The 20,911-nt window shown below is 59.4% G+C and carries 18 protein-coding genes and 1 pseudogene; 8 read left to right on the top strand and 11 right to left on the bottom strand.

Annotated features, from left to right (window positions below; translation table 11 throughout):
* The first annotated feature begins 136 nt into the window (after positions 1–136).
* Positions 137–1,597, top strand: coding sequence for a membrane-bound lytic murein transglycosylase MltF (mltF, locus tag ABH912_RS26030; protein ID WP_033056410.1), 1,461 nt, complete (start codon positions 137–139; stop codon positions 1,595–1,597).
* A gap of 127 nt (positions 1,598–1,724) precedes the next feature.
* Here mltF and pdxJ read toward each other — a convergent pair whose 3' ends face one another.
* The 8 genes and pseudogenes from pdxJ to lptF form a co-directional block, all read right to left on the bottom strand.
* Entirely contained in the window at positions 1,725–2,471 is a 747-nt protein-coding gene (gene pdxJ, locus ABH912_RS26025; RefSeq protein ID WP_008151581.1) for a pyridoxine 5'-phosphate synthase, read from the bottom strand.
* Between the two features lie 83 nt (positions 2,472–2,554).
* Positions 2,555–3,244, bottom strand: coding sequence for a DNA repair protein RecO (recO, locus tag ABH912_RS26020; RefSeq protein ID WP_429511945.1), 690 nt, complete (start codon positions 3,242–3,244; stop codon positions 2,555–2,557).
* A 172-nt stretch (positions 3,245–3,416) separates the two neighbouring features.
* A complete protein-coding gene (gene era, locus ABH912_RS26015; protein ID WP_008151577.1) occupies positions 3,417–4,319 on the bottom strand; it encodes a GTPase Era in 903 nt (300 codons plus the stop codon).
* Positions 4,312–5,001: a ribonuclease III gene (rnc, locus tag ABH912_RS26010; protein ID WP_010463056.1), complete on the bottom strand. Its 690-nt coding sequence runs from the start codon at positions 4,999–5,001 to the stop codon at positions 4,312–4,314. The genes era and rnc overlap by 8 nt, the downstream gene beginning before the upstream one ends.
* A 184-nt stretch (positions 5,002–5,185) precedes the next feature.
* Positions 5,186–6,040: a signal peptidase I gene (gene lepB / locus ABH912_RS26005; protein ID WP_033056412.1), complete on the bottom strand. Its 855-nt coding sequence runs from the start codon at positions 6,038–6,040 to the stop codon at positions 5,186–5,188.
* Positions 6,041–6,045: 5 nt separating this feature from the next.
* Positions 6,046–7,845 carry a translation elongation factor 4 gene (gene lepA, locus ABH912_RS26000; RefSeq protein ID WP_008151572.1) on the bottom strand — a complete coding sequence of 600 codons (1,800 nt, stop codon included), beginning with the start codon at positions 7,843–7,845 and terminating at the stop codon, positions 6,046–6,048.
* 171 nt (positions 7,846–8,016) lie between these two features.
* A complete protein-coding gene (lptG, locus tag ABH912_RS25995; protein WP_033056413.1) occupies positions 8,017–9,078 on the bottom strand; it encodes an LPS export ABC transporter permease LptG in 1,062 nt (353 codons plus the stop codon).
* Positions 9,071–10,190 (bottom strand): annotated as a pseudogene (gene lptF, locus ABH912_RS25990) (LPS export ABC transporter permease LptF). The gene lptG and the pseudogene lptF overlap by 8 nt, the downstream one beginning before the upstream one ends.
* Before the next feature lie 305 nt (positions 10,191–10,495).
* On the opposite strand from lptF, the gene ABH912_RS25985 reads away from it, so the two are divergent.
* The 5 genes from ABH912_RS25985 to rlmF all read left to right on the top strand — a co-directional run bounded on the left by ABH912_RS25985 (position 10,496) and on the right by rlmF (position 17,250).
* Positions 10,496–11,986, top strand: coding sequence for a leucyl aminopeptidase (locus ABH912_RS25985; protein WP_429511944.1), 1,491 nt, complete (start codon positions 10,496–10,498; stop codon positions 11,984–11,986).
* Positions 11,987–12,046: 60 nt separating this feature from the next.
* Positions 12,047–12,475 carry a DNA polymerase III subunit chi gene (locus ABH912_RS25980; protein ID WP_429511943.1) on the top strand — a complete coding sequence of 143 codons (429 nt, stop codon included), beginning with the start codon at positions 12,047–12,049 and terminating at the stop codon, positions 12,473–12,475.
* An 8-nt stretch (positions 12,476–12,483) separates the two neighbouring features.
* On the top strand, positions 12,484–12,882 hold the full coding sequence (locus tag ABH912_RS25975) for a hypothetical protein (RefSeq protein ID WP_033056417.1): 399 nt from the start codon (positions 12,484–12,486) through the stop codon (positions 12,880–12,882).
* Positions 12,883–13,148: 266 nt separating this feature from the next.
* Positions 13,149–15,995, top strand: coding sequence for a valine--tRNA ligase (locus ABH912_RS25970; RefSeq protein ID WP_429511942.1), 2,847 nt, complete (start codon positions 13,149–13,151; stop codon positions 15,993–15,995).
* A 232-nt stretch (positions 15,996–16,227) separates the two neighbouring features.
* On the top strand, positions 16,228–17,250 hold the full coding sequence (gene rlmF / locus ABH912_RS25965; protein ID WP_033056419.1) for a 23S rRNA (adenine(1618)-N(6))-methyltransferase RlmF: 1,023 nt from the start codon (positions 16,228–16,230) through the stop codon (positions 17,248–17,250).
* Positions 17,251–17,353: 103 nt separating this feature from the next.
* Here the strand turns inward: rlmF and ABH912_RS25960 are convergent, their stop codons facing one another.
* Positions 17,354–17,635: an HU family DNA-binding protein gene (locus ABH912_RS25960; protein WP_007905514.1), complete on the bottom strand. Its 282-nt coding sequence runs from the start codon at positions 17,633–17,635 to the stop codon at positions 17,354–17,356.
* Positions 17,636–18,029: 394 nt separating this feature from the next.
* Between ABH912_RS25960 and yejK the strand changes: the two genes are divergently transcribed.
* Together yejK and ABH912_RS25950 are read left to right on the top strand one after the other, a co-directional pair.
* A complete protein-coding gene (gene yejK, locus ABH912_RS25955) occupies positions 18,030–19,034 on the top strand; it encodes a nucleoid-associated protein YejK (protein WP_008147593.1) in 1,005 nt (334 codons plus the stop codon).
* Entirely contained in the window at positions 19,034–19,384 is a 351-nt protein-coding gene (locus tag ABH912_RS25950; protein WP_201185824.1) for a glutaredoxin family protein, read from the top strand. The genes yejK and ABH912_RS25950 overlap by 1 nt, the downstream gene beginning before the upstream one ends.
* A 162-nt stretch (positions 19,385–19,546) precedes the next feature.
* On the opposite strand, the gene ABH912_RS25945 is transcribed toward ABH912_RS25950, so the two are convergent.
* The gene (locus ABH912_RS25945) at positions 19,547–20,482 is read right to left on the bottom strand and encodes a glutathione S-transferase family protein (RefSeq protein WP_429511941.1); all 936 of its coding nucleotides are present in this window, start codon (positions 20,480–20,482) and stop codon (positions 19,547–19,549) included.
* Between the two features lie 88 nt (positions 20,483–20,570).
* Positions 20,571–20,891, bottom strand: coding sequence for a GIY-YIG nuclease family protein (locus ABH912_RS25940; protein ID WP_429511940.1), 321 nt, complete (start codon positions 20,889–20,891; stop codon positions 20,571–20,573).
* Positions 20,892–20,911: the final 20 nt, after the last annotated feature.

Here is a 20,911-nt window from a genome sequence, read left to right as displayed (position 1 = left end):
CGAGCGATATTTTTTCTGTCACAAAATGCTGCTCGGGCCCATTCCTGCGGGCTCCGGAGCGGTTTTCAATTGCCTAGCAGACAAGCCCTTCGCTGTCGAGATATGGCGCTCGTGGTCCTTTGCGTATACTGCGCAGATGTTTTCCCCAACGGCTTTGCGTCCGCGGTTCGCCAAATGGCTGATCGCAACCGGACTCTTCCTGCTGCTCAGTGGCTGTGTTGATAAACCCAACACGCTGGAGCGCGTAAAGGAGGATGGCGTGCTGCGGGTGGTTACCCGTAACAGCCCCGCCACCTACTTTCAGGATCGCAACGGTGAAACCGGCTTCGAATACGAGCTGGTGAAGCGCTTCGCCGACGATCTGGGGGTGGAACTCAAAATCGAAACCGCCGACAACCTCGACGACCTGTTTAATCAGGTGGGCAAACCCAACGGCCCGGTGATCGCTGCTGCCGGCCTGGTCAGCAGCGAGAAACGCAAACAGCAGGTGCGGTTTTCCCACTCCTACCTCGAAGTCACCCCGCAGGTCATCTATCGCAACGGCCAATCGCGGCCGACCGACGCGAAGGATCTGGTGGGCAAGAAGATCATGGTGCTCAAGGGCAGCACCCACGCCGAGCAATTGGCGGAGCTGAAAAAGAAATATCCCGGCATTGAATACGAAGAGTCCGACGCGGTTGAAGTCGTCGACTTGCTGCGGATGGTCGATGAAGATCAGATAGACCTGACCCTGGTCGACTCAAACGAAGTCGCGATGAACCAGGTCTACTTCCCCAACGTACGGGTCGCCTTCGACCTCGGTGACGCCAGCAACCAGAGCTGGGCGGTGGCCGCGGGCGACGACAACAGCTTGCTCAACGAGATCAACGACTACCTCGACAAGGTGAAGAAAAACGGCACCCTGCAGCGTCTGAAAGACCGCTATTACGGGCACGTCGATGTGCTCGGCTACATGGGCGCCTATACCTTCGCCCAGCACCTGCAGCAACGGCTGCCCAAGTACGAGAAGCACTTCAAGGCTTATGCCAAGGATGAGAAGGTCGACTGGCGTCTGCTGGCAGCGATCGGTTATCAGGAATCCCTGTGGCAACCGGCCGTCACATCTAAGACCGGCGTGCGCGGCCTGATGATGCTGACCCAGAACACTGCGCAGGCCATGGGTGTGTCCAATCGCCTGGACCCCAAACAAAGCATCATGGGTGGCGCCAAGTACCTGGCCTACATGAAAGATCAGCTGGATGAGTCGATCCAGGAGCCGGATCGCACATGGTTTGCACTGGCGGCCTACAACGTTGGCAGCGGTCATCTGGATGACGCACGCAAACTGGCGGCCAAGGAAGGACTGAACCCGGACAAGTGGCTGGACGTGAAAAAGATCCTGCCGCGCCTGTCCGAGAAGAAGTGGTTCAGCAAAACCCGCTACGGCTATGCCCGTGGCGGCGAACCCGTTCACTTCGTGGCGAACATCCGCCGCTACTACGACATCCTGACCTGGGTGACGCAGCCGCAGCTTGAAGGCAATCAGGTCGCCGAGGGCAACCTGCATGTGCCGGGGGTCGACAAGACCAAACCGAATCCGGAAACCCCACAGCTCTAAATCTTCGCGGCCTTCAAAGACGCCATCGCGGGCAAGCCACGCTCCCACAGGTCCGCGTGAACGACAATTGTGTGCTCGACACGGACCTGTGGGAGCGTGGCTTGCCCGCGATGGCAGCGCCGCCGATCTAGCCTTTCAACGCAGCGGCCAGAATCAGCGCCTTCATCTCCGAAACAGCCGACTTGAACCCGACGAACAACGCATGAGCCACCAGCGCGTGGCCGATGTTCAGTTCGTTGATGCCTTTGATCGCCGCGACCGCTTCAACGTTGTGGTAATGCAGACCGTGGCCAGCGTTGACGATCAACCCTTGAGCCAGGCCAAACGCCACGCCATCCGCCACACGCTTGAGCTCTTCAGCCACATCGGTCGGCGTCTCGGCATCAGCATAACGACCGGTATGCAACTCAATAGCCGGCGCACCTACACGACGGGACGCTTCGATCTGCCGCTCGTCAGCGTCGATGAACAGCGACACTTCACAGCCGATTTTCGCCAGGCGATCCACCGCAGCCTTGATCCGCGCTTCCTGCCCCGCCACGTCCAGACCACCTTCGGTCGTCAGCTCCTGACGGGTTTCCGGCACCAGGCAAATGTGCGCCGGACGAATGCGTTCGGCGAACGCCATCATCTCTTCGGTGACGCCCATTTCGAAGTTCATGCGGGTTTGCAGCACATCCTTGAGCAGCAACACGTCGCGCTCCTGAATGTGCCGACGGTCTTCGCGCAGGTGCACAGTGATGCCGTCAGCGCCCGCCTCTTCCGCGTCCAGTGCTGCCTTGACCGGATCCGGATAGCGCGTGCCCCGGGCCTGACGCAGGGTGGCAACATGGTCGATGTTCACGCCAAGAAGAATGCGATTGCTGGTGGTCACGGAAGCGCTCCTGAAAATGGAAAAGTTCGGCGCACAGCATACACGGGGAGATAGGGTCTGTTGATGTTTGGCAGCAGCAGACCCTAAGGCTTGCGAAACAACTCGCGACTCACCAAGGGACGACCGCCCAGATGAACGGCCAGTGCCTGGCGCATCAATCGCTTGGCTGCCGATAGCGCGCCAGGGGCTGACCAATCTGCATCGGCCATGGCCAACAGCTCGGTGCCGTTGAACAGACCGGGTTGCAGCAGGTAGACCCGTTCGAGCCCCGCATCCACTTGCAGACGGTAGAGACTGTCCGGCGCGATGGCGTCGCCATGGATGTCGGTGGTCAGGGCGAAACCGTAACCGAGATCATCGAGCAGCCGCCATTCAAAGGAACGCAACAACGGTTCCAGCGGACGACCTTCGGCAAGCGCGAGCAGGGTCGCGGCGTAGTGATCGAAGACGGCGGGATGCGGGTCTTCGGACGGCAACAGCCGAATCAACAGCTCATTGAGGTAGAGACCGCTGAACAGCGCCTCACCATTGAGCCAGGTGGAGACGCCAGCGCTTTCCATGCGACCGACGTTCTTCAACTCACCACGCCCACGGAACTCGACTTCCAGCGGCACGAATGGCCGCGCCAGCGTTCCGGCCTTGCCCCGAGCACTGCGCAACACCGCCCGCAGCCGACCTTGCGGCGTGAGGAAATCCACCAGCGCGCTGTTTTCGCGGTAGGCGCGACTGTGGAGCACGAAGGCGGGTTGGCCGGGGGGCGGGGTTTGGGACATGGAAGTCAGCGTTCTCAATGAGTCAGCAGAGATTTATAAACCACCCAAAACCAATGCGGGAGCGAGCTTGCTCGCGATTGCAGTCTGTCAGTCAACATGGATGTTGAATTTCAGGCCCTCATCGCGAGCAAGCTCGCTCCCACAGGTTTCTCGGTGTATCTGGAACCGGGTGTTACAGGTCGCCGTAACCCAGCGAACGCAGAGCGCGCTCGTCATCGGACCAGCCGCCTTTCACTTTCACCCAGAGGTTGAGCATGATCTTGGAGTCGAACAGCAACTCCATGTCCTTGCGCGCCTCGGTGCCGATGCGTTTGATCCGCTCACCCTTGTCGCCAATGATGATTTTCTTCTGGCCGTCGCGCTCGACGAGGATCAAGGCATGGATGTGCAGGGTTTTGCCCTGCTGCTTGAACTCTTCGATTTCGACGGTGATCTGGTACGGCAGCTCGGCGCCCATCTGGCGCATGATTTTCTCACGTACCAGTTCAGCGGCGAGGAAGCGGCTGCTGCGGTCGGTGATCTGGTCTTCCGGGAAGAAGTGATCGTTTTCCGGCAGGTAACCGGCAATCACGCGCTCCAGCGTTTCGAGGTTGTGCCCGTGCTGGGCCGAGATCGGCATGATCTGCGCGTTCGGCAACTGTTCCTGCAACCAGGTCAGGTGCGGCATCAGCTCGGCTTTATCTTCGATGCGGTCAGTCTTGTTCAGGGCCACGATCAGCGGGCCCGTCACGTATTGAACGCGCTCGAGGACCATCTGGTCTTCGTCGGTCCACTTGGTGCGGTCAACCACGAAGATCACCACGTCGACGTCTTTCAACGCCGCCGAAGCGGTCTTGTTCATGTAGCGGTTCAGGGCTTTCTCGCCACCTTTGTGCATGCCGGGGGTGTCGACGTAGATCGCCTGCACGGCGCCTTCAGTCTTGATACCGAGCATGTTGTGGCGAGTGGTCTGAGGCTTGCGCGAGGTGATCGCCAGCTTCTGACCCAGGATGTGGTTCAGCAGCGTGGACTTGCCCACGTTGGGACGGCCGACGATGGCAACATAGCCACAGCGAGTTGCAGTTGAATCAGTCATTGCCATTCTCCACACCCAGGGCAATCAGTGCTGCGGCGGCCGCTACCTGTTCGGCAATACGACGACTCACACCCTGACCTCGGCTTTTTTCATTCAGTAAGGTGATTTCACATTCGACGAAGAACGTCCGGCAATGTGGCTCACCCTGGATATCCACCACTTCGTAACGTGGCAGCTCACAGCCCCGCGACTGCAGGAATTCCTGCAGGCGGGTCTTTGGATCTTTGTTGGTGTCGACCAGTGTCAGGCCTTCGAACTCACCGGCCAGCCAGGCCAACACACGCTCGCGCGCCATGTCCATGCCGGCATCCAGGTAGATCGCACCAATCAGCGCTTCCAGGGCATCGGCCAGAATCGACTCGCGACGGAACCCGCCGCTTTTCAATTCACCGGAACCCAGGCGCAGGTATTCGCCCAGATCGAAACCGCGAGCCAGTACGGCCAGGGTCTCGCCTTTCACCAGGCGTGCGCGCAAACGCGACAACTGACCTTCGCGGGCCAGCGGGAAGCGATCGAACAGCGCCTCGCCAGCAACGAAGTTGAGGATGGCATCACCGAGGAATTCCAGGCGTTCGTTGTTACGCCCGGCAAAGCTGCGGTGAGTCAGGGCCAGGACCATCAGTTCCTGATCCTTGAAGGTGTAGCCGAGCTGACGCTCGAGACGGCTTAAGGAGACGCTCACGGTTTACCCACGCTGAGTTCGTGGTTGGATTCCACCGCCATCGCCGTGATACGGCGCAGGCTTGGGACAATTAACGCTGTGTTCAAAAATAACGTCCTGAATATCGTTGTTTTCATGCTTCTGTCGTCGATTATGCCGACTCCAAAAATGCATTCGGCGCTGTGTTCAACAGCGCCGTGTGTGATTACTTGATCAGGCCAACCCGCGAGAAATTCGGCAGGTGACTGAGTTTAGGTTCCGGCCAGCTCATCCAGACTGCGAAGGCCTTGCCGACGATATTCTTGTCGGGAACCATGCCCAGCAGATCCTTTGGAATGCTCGGATCATCCCAGTAGCGACTGTCGTTCGAGTTGTCGCGGTTGTCGCCCATCATGAAGTAGTGCCCGGCAGGCACGGTCCACGAATGGTCTGGCGTTGCGCGGTAGCGGCTCATTTCCTTGCGGATCAAGTGCTCGGCGACGCCGAGTTTTTCCTTGTAGAGCTCAGCGCTGCCCAACGTGCCCGGCTCGGAGCCGACCAGTTGTTCGGCAATCGACTCACCGTTGACGAACAGACGCTTGTCAGCGGTGTAACGAATCTGGTCACCCGGCAGGCCCACCACACGTTTAATGTAGTTGACGTTAGGATCGCTCGGGTAGCGGAACACCATCACATCGCCGCGCTGTGGATCACCGACTTCGATGACTTTCTTGTCGATCACCGGCAAGCGGATCCCGTAAGAAAACTTGTTCACCAGAATGAAGTCGCCAACGTCCAGGGTCGGTTTCATCGAGCCGGAAGGAATCTGGAACGGTTCCACCAGGAACGAACGCAGTACCAGCACGATGAACAACACCGGGAAGAACGACTTGCCGTATTCGACCAGCAGCGGCTCTTTGTTCAGTTTCTCGACCACCATCCCGTCAGGCTGGCTGACGCTGCCCTGATAGGAGGCAATGGCGGCACGCCGACGCGGCGCCAGGAAAACCAGATCGAGCAACGCCAACAGGCCGCAGACGAACACGGCGATGACCAGCAACAGCGGGAAATTTAGTGACATAGGACCTAACTATCCAACCTGAGCACTGCAAGGAAGGCTTCTTGTGGAATTTCCACGTTGCCGACTTGCTTCATGCGTTTCTTACCGGCCTTCTGCTTTTCAAGCAGTTTCTTCTTACGGCTAACGTCACCGCCGTAGCATTTGGCCAATACGTTCTTTCTGAGTGCCTTGACGGAGGTTCGCGCAATGATCTGCCCGCCAATGGCGGCCTGGATCGCGACGTCGAACATCTGGCGCGGAATCAGTTCTTTCATCTTCTCGGTCAACTGGCGACCTTTGTAGTGCGCGTTATCTTTGTGCACGATCAACGCCAGGGCGTCGACCTTGTCACCGTTGATCAGCACATCCAGTTTCACCAGATTAGCCGATTGATAACGATCGAAATGGTAATCCAGCGAAGCATAGCCACGGCTGGTGGATTTCAGACGGTCGAAGAAGTCCAGGACCACTTCGTTCATCGGCAAATCGTAGGTCACTTGAACCTGGGTGCCGAGGAACAGCATGTCGTGCTGTACGCCACGCTTCTCGATGCACAGGGTAATGACGTTGCCCAGGTGCTCTTGCGGCACAAGAATATTGGCCCGCACGATCGGTTCGCGCATGTCTTCGATCGAGGACAGGTCTGGCAGCTTCGATGGGTTGTCGACGTAAATCGTTTCACCGGTTTTCAGCAGCAACTCGAAAATTACCGTCGGCGCCGTGGTGATCAGGTCCAGGTCGTACTCGCGCTCCAGACGCTCCTGGATGATTTCCATGTGCAGCATGCCGAGGAACCCGCAACGGAAGCCGAAGCCCAGTGCGTCGGAGCTTTCCGGGGTGTATTGCAGGGACGAGTCGTTGAGCGTGAGCTTTTGCAGGGCTTCACGGAAATCTTCGAAGTCGTCAGAGCTGACCGGGAACAGACCGGCGTATACCTGCGGCTGAATGCGTTTGAAGCCTGGCAGCACGTCGACGTCCGGCGTGGAGCTCAAGGTCAGGGTGTCACCGACCGGTGCACCGTGAATGTCCTTGATGCCGGCGATGATGAAGCCCACTTCGCCGGCCTTCAGGTCAACGGTGGCGGTGTGTTTCGGGTTGAAGACACCGACGCTGTCCACCAGGTGGATCTTGCCGGTGGACTTGACCAGGATCTTGTCGCCCTTCTTCACACGACCGTGGCGCACGCGAACCAGGGAAACAACGCCCAGGTAGTTGTCGAACCAGGAGTCGATGATCAACGCTTGCAGCGGATCTTCATAGTTGCCGGTCGGCGCAGGAATGGTCTTGACCAGACGCTCCAGCACTTCGTCGACGCCCAGACCGGTCTTGGCACTGCACTCGACCGCGTCGGTGGCATCGATGCCGATGATTTTTTCGATTTCTTCTTTCACGCGGTCCGGATCGGCCTGAGGCAGGTCGATCTTGTTCAGGACCGGCATCACTTCCAGGCCCTGCTCAATCGCGGTGTAGCAGTTGGCTACCGACTGCGCTTCAACGCCCTGACCGGCATCGACCACCAGCAACGCGCCTTCACAGGCCGCCAGCGACCGGCTGACTTCATAGGTGAAGTCAACGTGGCCCGGGGTGTCAATGAAGTTCAGCTGGTACTTGATGCCATCGCGAGCGGTGTAATACAGGGTGACGCTGTGGGCCTTGATGGTGATCCCGCGTTCACGTTCCAGGTCCATGGAGTCCAGAACCTGGGCTTCCATTTCGCGCTCGGCAAGGCCGCCACACATCTGGATGAAGCGATCGGCCAGCGTCGACTTGCCATGGTCAATGTGGGCGATGATGGAGAAATTGCGGATATGACTCAAATCACTCACGGATCAACACTCAAAAAGGCTGCAGGCATAGCCCGCCGAAAAATAGCCGGGAATTGTACCTGATCCACGGCGCAAGCGTCACGTTCGCAGGTCAGACGGCGCCTACAAAAACGCCCCGGTCTTGCGACAGGGGCGTTTTGAGTGACCTGCAAGGTCAGGAGAAAGCCTTGATCAACCGGCCCGGCGCAACAACCAGACCCCGGCCAAGGCACAAACACCCGCCGGAACCAGCACCGCAAACAGTGGCGAGAAACCGAAGACCAGGCTCGAAGGACCGAGCAAGTCCTGAACGATACGGAAGGTGAAACCCACCAGCACGCCGGTGAACACTCGCTGACCAAGGGTCACCGAGCGCAATGGACCGAAGATGAAGGAAATCGCCATCAGTACCAGAGCGGCGGTGACCAGCGGCTGCAACACCTTGACCCAAAATGCCAGCCAGTAACGGCCATTGCTCAGGCCCTGGTCAGCCAGGTAGTGGATGTAACCCCACAGACCGCTGATCGACAGCGTTTCAGGCGACATGATGACCGTGTTCAACAGCTGTGGACTCAAGGCGACGTCCCAGCGCTCGACCGGGGTGGTGACCACTTCAGTGCTCTTTTCATGGAACAGCGTGGTGGTGACTTCGCTCAACTGCCAGTGATCCTGATCGAACTTCGCGCGTTTGGCGAAGCTGGAAGACAGCATGTGACGCTCATTATCGAAACGATAACGGGTGACGCCGTACAGCAGACCGTCGGGTTGCACCGAGTTGACGTGAATAAACTCATCACCCTGGCGATGCCACAAACCATGCTTGGCGCTTTGCGCATCGCCGCCACCCTGAGCCAGGGAGCGATTGGCCTGAGCGGTGACTTCGGTGGCTGGCGCGACGTATTCGCCGATCAGCACACCCACCACCATCAGGACCAGCATCGGCTTCATGACCGCCCAGACGATTCGCCCGATCGACACGCCAGCAGCGCGCATGATGGTCAGCTCGCTGTGACTGGCCAGGCTGCCGAGGCCTATCAGGCAACCGATCAATGCCGCCATCGGCAACATGTCGTAAAGACGGCGCGGCGCGGTCAGCAGGACATAACTCAACACGTCGACCAGGGTGTAGGTATCGCTGACCTCACTCATTTCATCGATGAACGCGAACAGTGTCGCCAGACCGAGAATGATCCCCAGGACCGCCAGAATTGCCACGAATACGCTGCTACCAATGTAGCGATCGAGCTTATCCACGAGCCACCTCCAGCGCGCTGCGGCGACTCGCCAGCTTCAACTGCAAGGTTTCCCAATAGAGCAAGCCCAGGCCGATGGCCAGGAAGATTGCATGCACCCACCACAACCCCAGAACAGGCGGAATCTTGCCTTTTTCAAGGGCACCGCGGGCGGCAATCAGGATGGACAGGTAAGCCATATATAGAAGAATCGCCGGCAACAGCTTGAGGAAACGGCCCTGACGCGGATTGACCCGCGAAAGCGGCACCGCCATCAGGGTCACGATGAAGACCAGCAACGGCAGGGATAGACGCCATTGCAGTTCGGTGCGGGAGCGAATGTCGTCGCTGCCCATCAGGAAACTGGTGGTCATTGCGTCACGGTCGGTCACTTCGTCGCTGACGTCCGGCTTGGGCAGCAACACGCCATATTCGTCGTACTTGATCGCCCGGTAGTCGGCCTGACCCGGATTGCCGTCATAGCGATAGCCGTTGTCGAGAATCAGGTAACGATTACCGTCGGGGCGAATTTCCTGGCGACCCTTCTCGGCCACCAGCACGGAAATCCCGCGATCCTTCGTGTCGGACGAGACGTTTTTTTGCGAAATGAATACGCCACCGAGGTTGATGCGGTCATCCGACAGCGTTTCGGTGTAGGTCACCCGTGTCCCGTCACGCAACGCCTGGAAGCGACCCGGCTCGAGGGTGTCGAACTCGGTCAGGGCATCCTGCTTGTTCAAGAGCAACTGGAACTGGTTGGCGCCTTGTGGCGCCAGGCTCAGGCTCAGCCATGCCACCACCAGTGCGACCAGAGTGGCTGGAAAAAGGGTCATGGCAAACAGACGCTGCTGGCTCATGCCGGTGGCAGACAGCACCGTCATTTCGCTTTCAAGGTACAGGCGACCGTAGGCCAGCAGGATTCCGAGAAAACAGGCCCAAAGGCAAAATCAACTGCAGGAAGCCCGGCAGACGAAAGCCCATGATCAGGAACAGCGAGCCCGGATCCAGGAGGCCAGAGGCCGCCTGGGCGAGGTACTTGATGAAGCGACCGCTCATGATGATGACCAGCAGCACAGCGCTGACGGCGCTCAAGGTCAACAGGACTTCGCGGGATAGATAACGGAAGACGATCAAACCAGACACTCCAGGGTTGTCAGGCTAAGGCGGCCAAACAAGCAAACGCATCAGCCGGCTCGCAGGGCAGAGCCGCCGAAAAAGATGCGCATTATCCTGTGATTGGGTGCGCCTGTCACTGCGCACGCTCAAGCAGGCGGTTAAAGCGTTGAAGATCGTACAACCGAGGGTTGTCAGGCGCCGGTAGCGAGGTTCAAACTGCGGCCTTTGTCGCGGGCCGTGACCTGCGTCTTTCTATTTATAAGCAAGCTCGAACGCATGCCGTCGAGCTCCTGCGTGTTGACCATTAATTCAGGGACCCGGACATGGAACTGGTTGTAAAAAGCGTTAGCCCAGAAACGTTGAAAACCGCCACTCTGGTGGTCGCCGTCGGCGAAGGCCGCAAGCTCGGTGCCGTCGCCAAACAACTCGACGAACTGAGCGGTGGTGCCATCAGCGCTGTGCTCAAGCGCGGCGACCTGGCCGGCAAAGTCGGCCAGAGCCTGTTGCTGCACAGCCTGCCGAACCTCAAGGCCGAGCGCGTGCTGCTGGTCGGCGTGGGCAAAGACGAAGAGCTGGGCGACCGCCCGTTCCGCAAGATCATTGCCGGCATCCTCAACACTATTAAAGGCCTGGGCGGCAGCGATGCAGTGCTGGCCCTGGACGAAGTCGTGGTCAAAGGCCGCGACAGCTACGGCAAGACTCGTCTGCTGGCCGAAACCCTGGTGGACGGCGAATACACGTTCGACCAGTTCAAAAGCCAGAAAGCCGAGCCTCGCAGCCTGAAGAAAGTCACTTTGGTGACCATCAAGGCTGCACAGGCTGAAGTCGAGCGCGCCGTGGCCCACGCCACCGCTATCGCCAACGGCATGGCGTTCACCCGCGACCTGGGCAACCTGCCGCCGAACATCTGCCACCCGACGTTCCTCGGTGAGCAAGCGAAGAACCTGGGCAAAGAATTCAAAAGCCTGAAAGTCGAAGTCCTTGATGAGAAGAAGATCAAGGACCTGGGCATGGGCTCGTTCTACGCCGTGGGCCAGGGCAGCGCCCAACCACCGCGCCTGATCGTCATGCAATACAACGGCGGCAAGAAATCCGAGAAGCCGTACGCACTGGTCGGCAAAGGCATTACCTTTGACACCGGCGGTATCAGCCTGAAACCGGGCGCCGGCATGGATGAAATGAAATACGACATGGGCGGCGCTGCCAGCGTATTCGGCACCCTGCGTGCCGTGCTCGAACTGAAACTGCCGATCAACCTGGTGTGCATCCTGGCCTGCGCCGAGAACATGCCGAGCGGCAACGCTTCGCGTCCTGGCGACATCGTCACCACCATGAGCGGCCAGACCGTGGAAATCCTCAACACCGACGCCGAAGGCCGTCTGGTGCTGTGCGATGCCCTGACCTACTCCGAGCGCTTCAAGCCACAAGCGGTGATCGATATCGCGACCCTGACCGGCGCTTGCGTCGTTGCGCTGGGTTCCCACACGTCGGGCCTGCTGGGCAACAACGACGAGCTGATCGGCCAACTGCTGAGCGCCGGCCAATCGGCTGACGATCGCGCCTGGCAACTGCCGCTGTTCGATGAGTACCAGGAACAGCTGGACAGCCCGTTCGCCGACATCGCCAACATCGGTGGCCCAAAAGCCGGCACCATCACCGCTGCCTGCTTCCTGTCGCGCTTCACCAAGAACCTCAACTGGGCGCACCTGGACATCGCCGGCACAGCCTGGACCAGCGGTGGCAAGGACAAGGGCGCCACTGGCCGTCCGGTTCCATTGCTGACCCAATACCTGCTGGACCGCGCCAAAGCCTGAAACCGATGACCCTGGGCAGCGTCACTTTCGGGTGACGCCGCCCTTGGCTCAGGAACCGCAATGACCAAAGTCGACTTCTATATCCTGCCCAGCGCCGATCCTTCGGCGCGGCTGGATTTTGCCTGCAAGCTCACCGAAAAAGCCTGGCGCATGGGCCACCGCATCTATCTGCATTGCAGCGATGCTGCCCAGCGTGATGATCTCGATGCGCGTTTGTGGGCCTTCAAGGGCGAAAGCTTCGTGCCCCACGGCCCCGCCGAAAGCGAGCCCGACAGTTTGATTGTTCTGGGTCTTGGCGATGACTGCGGTCCGCATCAGGACCTGTTGGTCAATCTCGCCCTGAAAGTCCCGGCCTTCGCCAACAAGTTCGCCCGTGTGGCGGAAGTGGTGGTGGAAGATCCGACGATACGTGCGGCTGCGCGGGAGAGTTTCCGTTTCTACCGCGAACAGGGCTATCCTCTGCAAGATCACCGTTTACAGCGACTCTGAGCATTCCGATGGACACTCCAAAACCGCAGCAACAGTCCGCGCACTTGCTGGATGACCTCGAGTCGATCCGTCAATTGCTCGGCGATGACAACCTGCAACCGCCCTTGCTCACCGACACGGTCGAGGAAGGCGATCAGGAACAGATTCCGATGCTGTTCGATACAGTCGGCGCCAGCCCGCCAATTCTCGAACCGGCGCCACCCGCCCCTGTTACCCCTGCCGCCGCTCAACCGGCGCCCGCCGCCAGCAAAGGCCCCGACGACCTTCTGCACCTGGATGGCGAACTGCGCGCCGCCGCGCAATTGATCATGCAAGACGTGATCGACGACTTCGCCCCGCACATTGAAACCGAAATCAAACGCCGCCTCAGTGCGCGGATGGAACGGTTGCTCAGTCAATACGAATAACCTGGGGCCCAGCGGGCTTCTGTGGCGAGGGAGCTTGCTCCCGCTCGGTTGCGCAGCAGCCGCAAAGCCAGAATACGCGGTGTACCTGACACACCGAGCTTGCTGATGTCGGGGCCGCTTCGCGACCCGGCGGGAGCAAGCACCCTCGCCACAGGTTCATTCCACAGTTTGATCTGCGCCCGGTCTGCCCCTGCTCGCCCTACGCCCCATGCCCCGCTATACTTGCCGGCTTTTCCTGAATAAATGCCAATAGGGTCCCGCCGCGCATGGATAAGACCTACCAGCCGCACGCCATTGAAACTTCCTGGTACAACACCTGGGAGTCAGAGAATTACTTCGCCCCGCAAGGCGCGGGCGAGTCCTACACCATCATGATCCCGCCGCCGAACGTCACCGGCAGCCTGCACATGGGTCACGGCTTCAACAACGCGATCATGGACGCCCTGATCCGTTTCCGCCGCATGCAGGGTCGTAACACCCTGTGGCAGCCGGGTACCGACCACGCCGGTATCGCCACGCAAATGCTGGTGGAGCGTCAACTCGAAGCCCAGGGCCAGAATCGTCACGATCTGGGCCGTGAGAAATTCCTCGAGAAAGTCTGGGAATGGAAGGATCAGTCCGGCGGCAACATCAGCCGTCAGATCCGCCGTCTCGGCTCGTCCGTGGACTGGGGCCGCGAGCGCTTCACCATGGACGACGGCCTCTCGGAAGCCGTTAAAGAAGCCTTTGTGCGCCTGCACGAAGACGGCCTGATCTACCGCGGCAAGCGCCTGGTCAACTGGGACACCAAGTTGCACACGGCCATTTCCGACCTCGAAGTGGAAAACCACGACGAGAAAGGCTTCCTGTGGAACCTGAAATACCCACTGGCCGATGGCGCCAAGACCGCTGAAGGCCAGGATTACCTGATCGTCGCGACCACTCGCCCGGAAACCATGCTCGGCGACGCCGCCGTAGCGGTTAACCCGAACGATGAACGCTACCAAGCCCTGATCGGCAAATTCGTCGAGCTGCCGCTGGTCGGCCGCCGCATTCCGATCATCGCCGACGATTACTGCGACCCAGAATTCGGCACCGGCTGCGTGAAAATCACCCCGGCCCACGATTTCAACGACTACGAAGTCGGCAAGCGCCACAACCTGCCGCTGCTGAACATCTTCGACAAGAACGCCGCCGTACTGCCGGCCTGTCAGGTGTTCAACCTCGACGGCACGCTGAACGAAAGCATCGACGGCAAGATTCCGGCCGACTACGCCGGCCTGGACCGCTTCGAAGCGCGCAAGCAGATCGTTGCTGCGTTTGATGCTGCCGGCCTCTTGGTCAGCGTCAACGACCACGCGCTGAAAGTGCCGAAAGGCGACCGCTCCGGGACCATCATCGAGCCGTGGCTGACCGACCAGTGGTACGTGTCGACCAAGCCTTTGGCTGAGCCAGCCATCGCGGCTGTTGAAGACGGCCGCATCGCCTTCGTGCCGAAACAGTACGAAAACATGTACTTTTCGTGGATGCGCGACATCCAGGACTGGTGCATCAGCCGTCAGCTGTGGTGGGGCCACCGGATTCCGGCCTGGTACGACGAGTCGGGCAAGGTCTATGTCGGTCGCGACGAAGCCGAAGTACGTGCCAAGCACAACCTCGGCCCGGACGTGGCGCTGCAACAGGACAACGACGTTCTCGACACCTGGTTCAGTTCGGGTCTGTGGACGTTCTCCACGCTCGGCTGGCCTGAGCAGACCGAATTCCTGAAGAAATTCCACTCCACCGACGTGCTGGTGACCGGCTTCGACATCATTTTCTTCTGGGTTGCCCGGATGATCATGCTCACCATGCACTTGGTGAAGAACGAAGACGGCACGCCGCAGGTTCCGTTCAAGACCGTTTACGTTCACGGTCTGGTGCGTGATGGCCAAGGCCAGAAGATGTCCAAGTCCAAGGGCAACGTCCTGGACCCGCTGGACATCATCGACGGCATCGAGCTGGAAGACCTGGTGCAAAAACGCACCTCGGGCATGATGCAGCCGAAACTGGCGAAGAAGATCGAGAAGCAGACCCGCGACGAGTTCGCCGACGGCATCGCCAGCTACGGCACCGACGCCCTGCGCTTCACCTTCTGCTCGCTGGCGTCCACCGGTCGCGACATCAAGTTCGACATGGGCCGCGTCGAAGGCTATCGCAACTTCTGCAACAAGATCTGGAACGCCGCGCGCTACGTGCTGGACAAGGGCGAAGACTGCGGCCAGAACGGCGAAGCTTACGAGCTGTCGCTGGCGGATCGCTGGATCATTTCGCAGCTGCAACGCACCGAAGCCGAAGTGACCCGTCAACTCGACCAGTTCCGCTTCGACCTGGCCGCACAAGCCTTGTACGAGTTCATCTGGAACCAGTATTGCGACTGGTACCTGGAACTGTCCAAGCCTGTGCTGTGGGACGAAAACGCGCCGGTCGAACGTCAGCGCGGCACCCGCCGCACGCTGGTTCGGGTGCTGGAAGTTGCGCTGCGTCTGGCGCATCCGTTCATGCCGTTCATCACCGAAGAAATCTGGCAGCGCATCGCGCCGCTGGCCGGTATCGAAGGCAAGACGATCATGCTGCAACCGTGGCCAGTGGCCAATGAAGAGCGCATCGATCCGGCCGCCGAGAACGACATCGAATGGCTCAAGGGCCTGATGCTCGGCACGCGCAACATCCGTGGTGAAATGAACATCGGTCCAGGCAAGCCGCTGAACCTGTTCCTGAAAAACGTCAGCGCCGAAGATCAGCGTCGTCTCACCGAGAACGAAGCCCTGCTGAAGAAGCTGGCTCGCCTCGAATCGATCACCGTGTTGGCTGCTGGCGAAGAAGCACCGCTGTCCGCCACCGCATTGGTCGGCGAGATGGAAGTGCTGGTGCCGATGGCCGGTCTGATCGACAAAGATGCTGAACTGGCGCGTCTGGACAAGGAAATCCTGCGTCTGCAGGGCGAAGTTCAGCGGGTTGGCGGCAAGCTGTCCAACGCCGGTTTCGTCGACAAGGCCCCGGCCGAAGTCATCGACAAGGAACGCGCCAAACTGGCTGAAGCTGAACAGGCTTTGGGCAAGTTGGCCGAGCAGCATGCGCGGATTGCCAGCCTGTAACGGCAAATCGCAATGAAAACGGGAGGCCACAATGGCCTCCCTTTTTTATTTCAAATCACCACAAATCTCCTGTAGGAGTGAGCCTGCTCGCGATTGCGGTGTGCCAGACACCATCATCGGTGACTGTTTCACCGCAATCGCGAGCAGGCTCACTCCTACAATTGGTCGGTGTTGCCTCATAGATGTGGGACAATACCCGCCACTTTTAGCCATACCCGAATCGACAACGCCCATGAACGCCCCCCGCACACCAAGACCTGCGCGCAAAAAGCCTGATTCCGCGACCCCGGCCAAAGCCGTGGAGCCCCGTGAGAAGGCCAGCCTGCACCCGCGCAACCGCCACCAGGGTCGTTACGACTTCCCGGCGCTGATCAAAACCACGCCGGAACTGGCGAAGTTCGTGATCATCAACCCGTACGGCAAGGAAAGCATCGACTTCGCCAGCCCGGACGCGGTGCGGGTGTTCAACCGGGCGTTGCTCAAGTCGTTCTACGGCGTCGCCCATTGGGACATCCCGGCCGATTACCTCTGCCCACCGGTTCCGGGCCGTGCCGATTACGTGCACTTCCTGGCCGACCTGCTGGCCAGCGTCAACGACGGTGAGATCCCGCGCGGTGCGCCGGTCAAGGTGCTCGATATCGGCATGGGCGCCAACTGCGTTTATCCGCTGATCGGCTACAGCGACTACCGCTGGCACTTCCTCGGCTCGGAAATCGACCCGACGGCCGTGGCCGCCGCCAAAGCCATCGTCCAGTCCAACGGGCTGAACAAGGCCATTCAGTTGCGCCAGCAAAGCAATCCCAAGCACATTCTGCTGGGCCTGCTCGAACCCGGCGAACGCTTTGACCTGACCATGTGCAACCCGCCGTTCCACGCCTCGATGGACGAAGCGACCAAGGGCAGCGAGCGTAAATGGCGCGCGCTGGGCCGCGCCGATCCAAAACGCAAACTGCCTGTGCTGAACTTTGGCGGTCAATCGGCAGAATTGTGGTGCGAAGGTGGCGAAGCACGGTTTGTGACGCAACTGATCGCCGAGAGCGCGCATTTCCAGCACAAAGTGCTTTGGTTCAGCACCCTGGTCTCGAAAGCCTCCAATCTGCCGGCGATCCAGACGGCGCTGAAAAAGGCCGGCGTACTGGAAAGCCAGGTCGTGGAAATGTCCCAGGGGCAGAAGCAAAGCCGCTTCGTCGCCTGGACCTTCCAGACCAAATCCGAGCAGCAGGTCTGGCGCGAACGTTGGGTTAAAAAAAGCTGAGTAGCAGCTGAAACAGCGATTGGCCCTTAGTCAGTCGCTGAATCGCAGACACAAAAAAGCCGTGCCCGGATCACTCCGGAGCACGGCTTTTTTTTACTGCGTCTTACTTGTTAACAGCGTCGGTCAGGCCTTTGGCCACAACCAGCTTGATAACTTTCTTGGCAGCGATTTCGATGGCAGCGCCAGTCGAAGGGTTGCGGCCGGTACGGGCAGGACGCTCAGTCACTTTCAGCTTGCCGATACCTGGCAGAGTGATTTCGCCGCCGTTTTCCAGCTGATCGGCAACGATTTGGCCCAGTTGGTCCAGAGCGTTACGCGCGGTGGTTTTTGGCGCGTCGATAGCTTCAGCGATGTCGGCGATCAGTTGGTCTTTAGTAAGAGCCATGTAGTGTTCCTTCCCTATCAAATTCATATGGATTGCAGAGTGCAGTGTCAGCCATCGAGCCCGATCTTCTGGATCTGGCACCCTCGGCCAATAACCACGGGATCGGGGTTATAGATACCGAAATCAGGGTTTGGTTCGACCTGACAAATGCTGAATGCACGCTTAACGCAGTGACTTCGCGTAAGACCGGGCAAAACTAGCACAGAGACGGGGAAATATCCGCCTCTAGCTACCCATTTGGTCAGCTTTATTGCTCTAAAACTGTAAAAAACAGCATAAGCGCCATCAGACACCTGCGAATTGCCCTTCGTGCCGCGCCAAAACCAGTGGTTGCGGTACACTTGGCACTTTTTGGGGGAGCACGCCCTCCTCTCTTCAATCAGCCGAGAAGCCCATGCCGATCCGCCATTGCATCGTCCACCTGATCGACAAAAAACCCGACGGCACACCCGCAGTTCTCCACGCCCGCGACTCCGAACTGGCCGAGTCGAGTGCCATCGAGTACATGCTTGCCGACCTCAATGAGAGCTACAACGCCAAACAAGGCAAGGCCTGGGGTTTCTTCCATGCCGAGTCCGGGGCGCATCCGTTCAGCGGCTGGCTGAAGGAATACCTCGATGGCGGCAAGGATTTCACAGCGTTCAGCCGTGTGGCGGTGGAACACCTGCAAAAGCTGATGGAAGAGTCGAACCTCTCTGTGGGCGGCCACGTGCTGTTTGCGCATTATCAGCAAGGCATGACCGATTACCTGGCGATCGCGCTGCTACACCACAGTGAAGGCGTTGCAGTGACCGATCAGCTGGACGTGACCCCGTCCCGGCACCTGGACCTGGGCCAACTTCACCTGGCGGCACGGATCAACGTTTCCGAGTGGCAGAACAACAAGCAGTCCAAGCAGTACATTTCGTTCATCAAAGGCAAGAACGGCAAAAAGGTTTCAGAGTATTTCCGCGACTTCATCGGCTGCCAGGAAGGCGTCGACGGCCCCGGCGAGACCCGCACCCTGCTCAAGGCCTTCAGTGACTTCGTCGAAAGCGAAGACCTGCCGGAAGAATCCGCCCGCGAGAAAACCAAAACCCTGGTGGATTACGCCAGCAGCCAGGCAAAACTGGGCGAACCCATGGGCCTGGAAGAGCTCTCGGAGCTGATCGACGAAGAACGTCCGAAGGCCTTCTACGATCACATCCGCAACAAGGACTACGGCCTGTCGCCGGAGATTCCCGCAGATAAACGTACCCTCAACCAGTTCCGCCGCTTCACCGGTCGCGCCGAAGGCCTGTCCATCAGCTTCGAAGCGCACCTGCTGGGCTCGAAGATCGAATACGACGAAGAAGCCGGCACGCTGATCATCAAAGGTCTGCCGACCCAACTCACCGATCAGCTCAAGCGACGTAACTGATGCTCGGCGGCGTACTGAAGAAATTCCTGCTGATCCTGCTGGTGGTCGTGGTCTACCAGAACTGGGGCAAGATCGAGCGGGTGTTCCATCCGGCGCAGGTGGTGTCGGAGCAGACTCAAGCCAAGGCCAACGTCGTGCTCTACGCCACTGAATGGTGTGGCTACTGCAAACTGACCCGGCGTTTTCTCGATCAGAAGGGCATTCCGTACAAGGAGTTCGATATCGAGAAAGATGCCGAGGCGCGCAAAGCCTACGAGGCGCTGGGTGGCGGCGGGATTCCGATCATTGATGTGAATGGGACGTTGATTCGCGGGTATGACCCGGATGCGATTCTTGCAGCGTTGAAGTAACCCGAGCCTCACTCAACCCCCTGTGGCGAGGGAGCTTGCTCCCGCTGGGCTGCGCAGCAGACCCAAACTCTCCGCAATGAATGCCTATTTCATGAGTGCTGCGCACTCAAGCGGGAGCAAGCTCCCTCGCCACAGAACCCGTCCAACCATTCGCGAAATAACCTACTTTGCTTCGATGCGGAAGCCAAAGCGCGGAAAGTGCACATGCACCACACCGCCCCGCTCGTCTTCACGACGCAGAATTAATTCTTCACTGCCCGCAAACAGCAACTCACCCACCACCGGGTCAACGCCGTAATCGACGGCGGCAATGGCCACCTGCTGGCCAACCTTAAAACCATTCGGCTCGTCGAATTGCTCATCCGGCAATGCGGCCGGTGTGGCATTGCGCGCAACCTCCAGCGCCTCCTCCGAGCTCATCTCGCTGAACGCGCCATGACCGAAGCCGAACACGCGCCCCAGCCACGCCGAAACCGCTGGATATGCATCGACCAACGGTGACGTAACGGGCGTGGCCTTGAGGAACCACAACGGATGGGCCAGGGCAAAGTCGGCAATCGACGGCCCGCCGAACAGGAAGTCTCCCTGCTCGCGCTGAAGCTGTTGCTCCAGACGCGCCATGATAGTCGGCCACTGATGCCGGGCTTGTTCGGCCGACAACCGTGCGGCACTGCCACCGCTGAACAACTCCGCGCGATCGGCAATGAACGCCTTGATCGCTTCCGGCGGTAACTTTGCGAAGCGCACGGCGATCGATTCCGGTTGAAACACCAGGCTGACCGCGTGCTGGAACACCACCGAATCCGCCCAATCGGCGAACGTGGCGGTGATCATTTCCTGACCGTCCGGGAAGAACGCCGGCAAGGCTTTTTCCTGTTCCAGACGACGGGCGATCAGCGACGTGTCGCAATAGATATCCGCGCCAATCTGCAACACCGGCGTCTTGCGGTAGCCGCCGGTCAGGGCAGTCAGATCAGGTTTCGGCATGATCGGCGGGATCTTCACCGAGCGCCAGGACAAGCCTTTGAAACCCAGCAGCAGGCGAGCCTTTTCGGCAAAAAGGGACGTCGGGTAATGATGAAGAATCAACTCTGACATGCTCGGCTCCGCCGCACGGATAATGAATCCGCAGCTTAGCGCGCATTCCACGTGCAGCCCACCCATCTGCCTGATGGACACTTATCAGTCAGATTGATAAGCCCGCAGCAGCACTCGCCACCAGGCATTCCTTGGCGCTTTTCTTGAGTTTTTTGATCAGCCGTTCCTGACGCAGCGCTTCGCTTTTGTCGCGGCAGGCTTCGGTGTAAACCAATGCCACAGCAGGGCTGGAGAGAAAAAAGCGCGCGCCCTTGCCGCTCTGGTGGGTGGCGAAGCGGCGCACGGGATCATCGCTGATCCCGCAGTAAAGCGAACCATTGGCCGCGCGAACGAGGTAGACGAACCAGGGTTTGCTGACGGGCAGTGTTGGTTCGGCGGCAATGACAGAAGATTCGCTGGCGGTGTTCACGTGACGATCAAGGCTTGTAG

The sequence above is a fragment of the Pseudomonas sp. BT76 TE3572 genome (assembly GCF_050435365.1).
GTDB lineage: Bacteria > Pseudomonadota > Gammaproteobacteria > Pseudomonadales > Pseudomonadaceae > Aquipseudomonas > Aquipseudomonas fluorescens_W.
The sequence above is the reverse complement of the archived record's forward strand: the minus strand, read 5'-3'. Positions and strand labels throughout refer to the sequence as shown.

Coding starts and splice junctions, on each gene's coding strand:
- mltF (WP_033056410.1), top strand. CDS start 137: ATGTTTTCCCCAACGGCTTTGCGTCCGCGGTTCGCCAAATGGCTGATC.
- recO (WP_429511945.1), bottom strand. CDS start 3,244: ATGTCCCAAACCCCGCCCCCCGGCCAACCCGCCTTCGTGCTCCACAGT.
- era (WP_008151577.1), bottom strand. CDS start 4,319: ATGACTGATTCAACTGCAACTCGCTGTGGCTATGTTGCCATCGTCGGC.
- lepB (WP_033056412.1), bottom strand. CDS start 6,040: ATGTCACTAAATTTCCCGCTGTTGCTGGTCATCGCCGTGTTCGTCTGC.
- ABH912_RS25985 (WP_429511944.1), top strand. CDS start 10,496: ATGGAACTGGTTGTAAAAAGCGTTAGCCCAGAAACGTTGAAAACCGCC.
- ABH912_RS25980 (WP_429511943.1), top strand. CDS start 12,047: ATGACCAAAGTCGACTTCTATATCCTGCCCAGCGCCGATCCTTCGGCG.
- ABH912_RS25975 (WP_033056417.1), top strand. CDS start 12,484: ATGGACACTCCAAAACCGCAGCAACAGTCCGCGCACTTGCTGGATGAC.
- ABH912_RS25970 (WP_429511942.1), top strand. CDS start 13,149: ATGGATAAGACCTACCAGCCGCACGCCATTGAAACTTCCTGGTACAAC.
- rlmF (WP_033056419.1), top strand. CDS start 16,228: ATGAACGCCCCCCGCACACCAAGACCTGCGCGCAAAAAGCCTGATTCC.
- ABH912_RS25960 (WP_007905514.1), bottom strand. CDS start 17,635: ATGGCTCTTACTAAAGACCAACTGATCGCCGACATCGCTGAAGCTATC.
- yejK (WP_008147593.1), top strand. CDS start 18,030: ATGCCGATCCGCCATTGCATCGTCCACCTGATCGACAAAAAACCCGAC.
- ABH912_RS25950 (WP_201185824.1), top strand. CDS start 19,034: ATGCTCGGCGGCGTACTGAAGAAATTCCTGCTGATCCTGCTGGTGGTC.
- ABH912_RS25945 (WP_429511941.1), bottom strand. CDS start 20,482: ATGTCAGAGTTGATTCTTCATCATTACCCGACGTCCCTTTTTGCCGAA.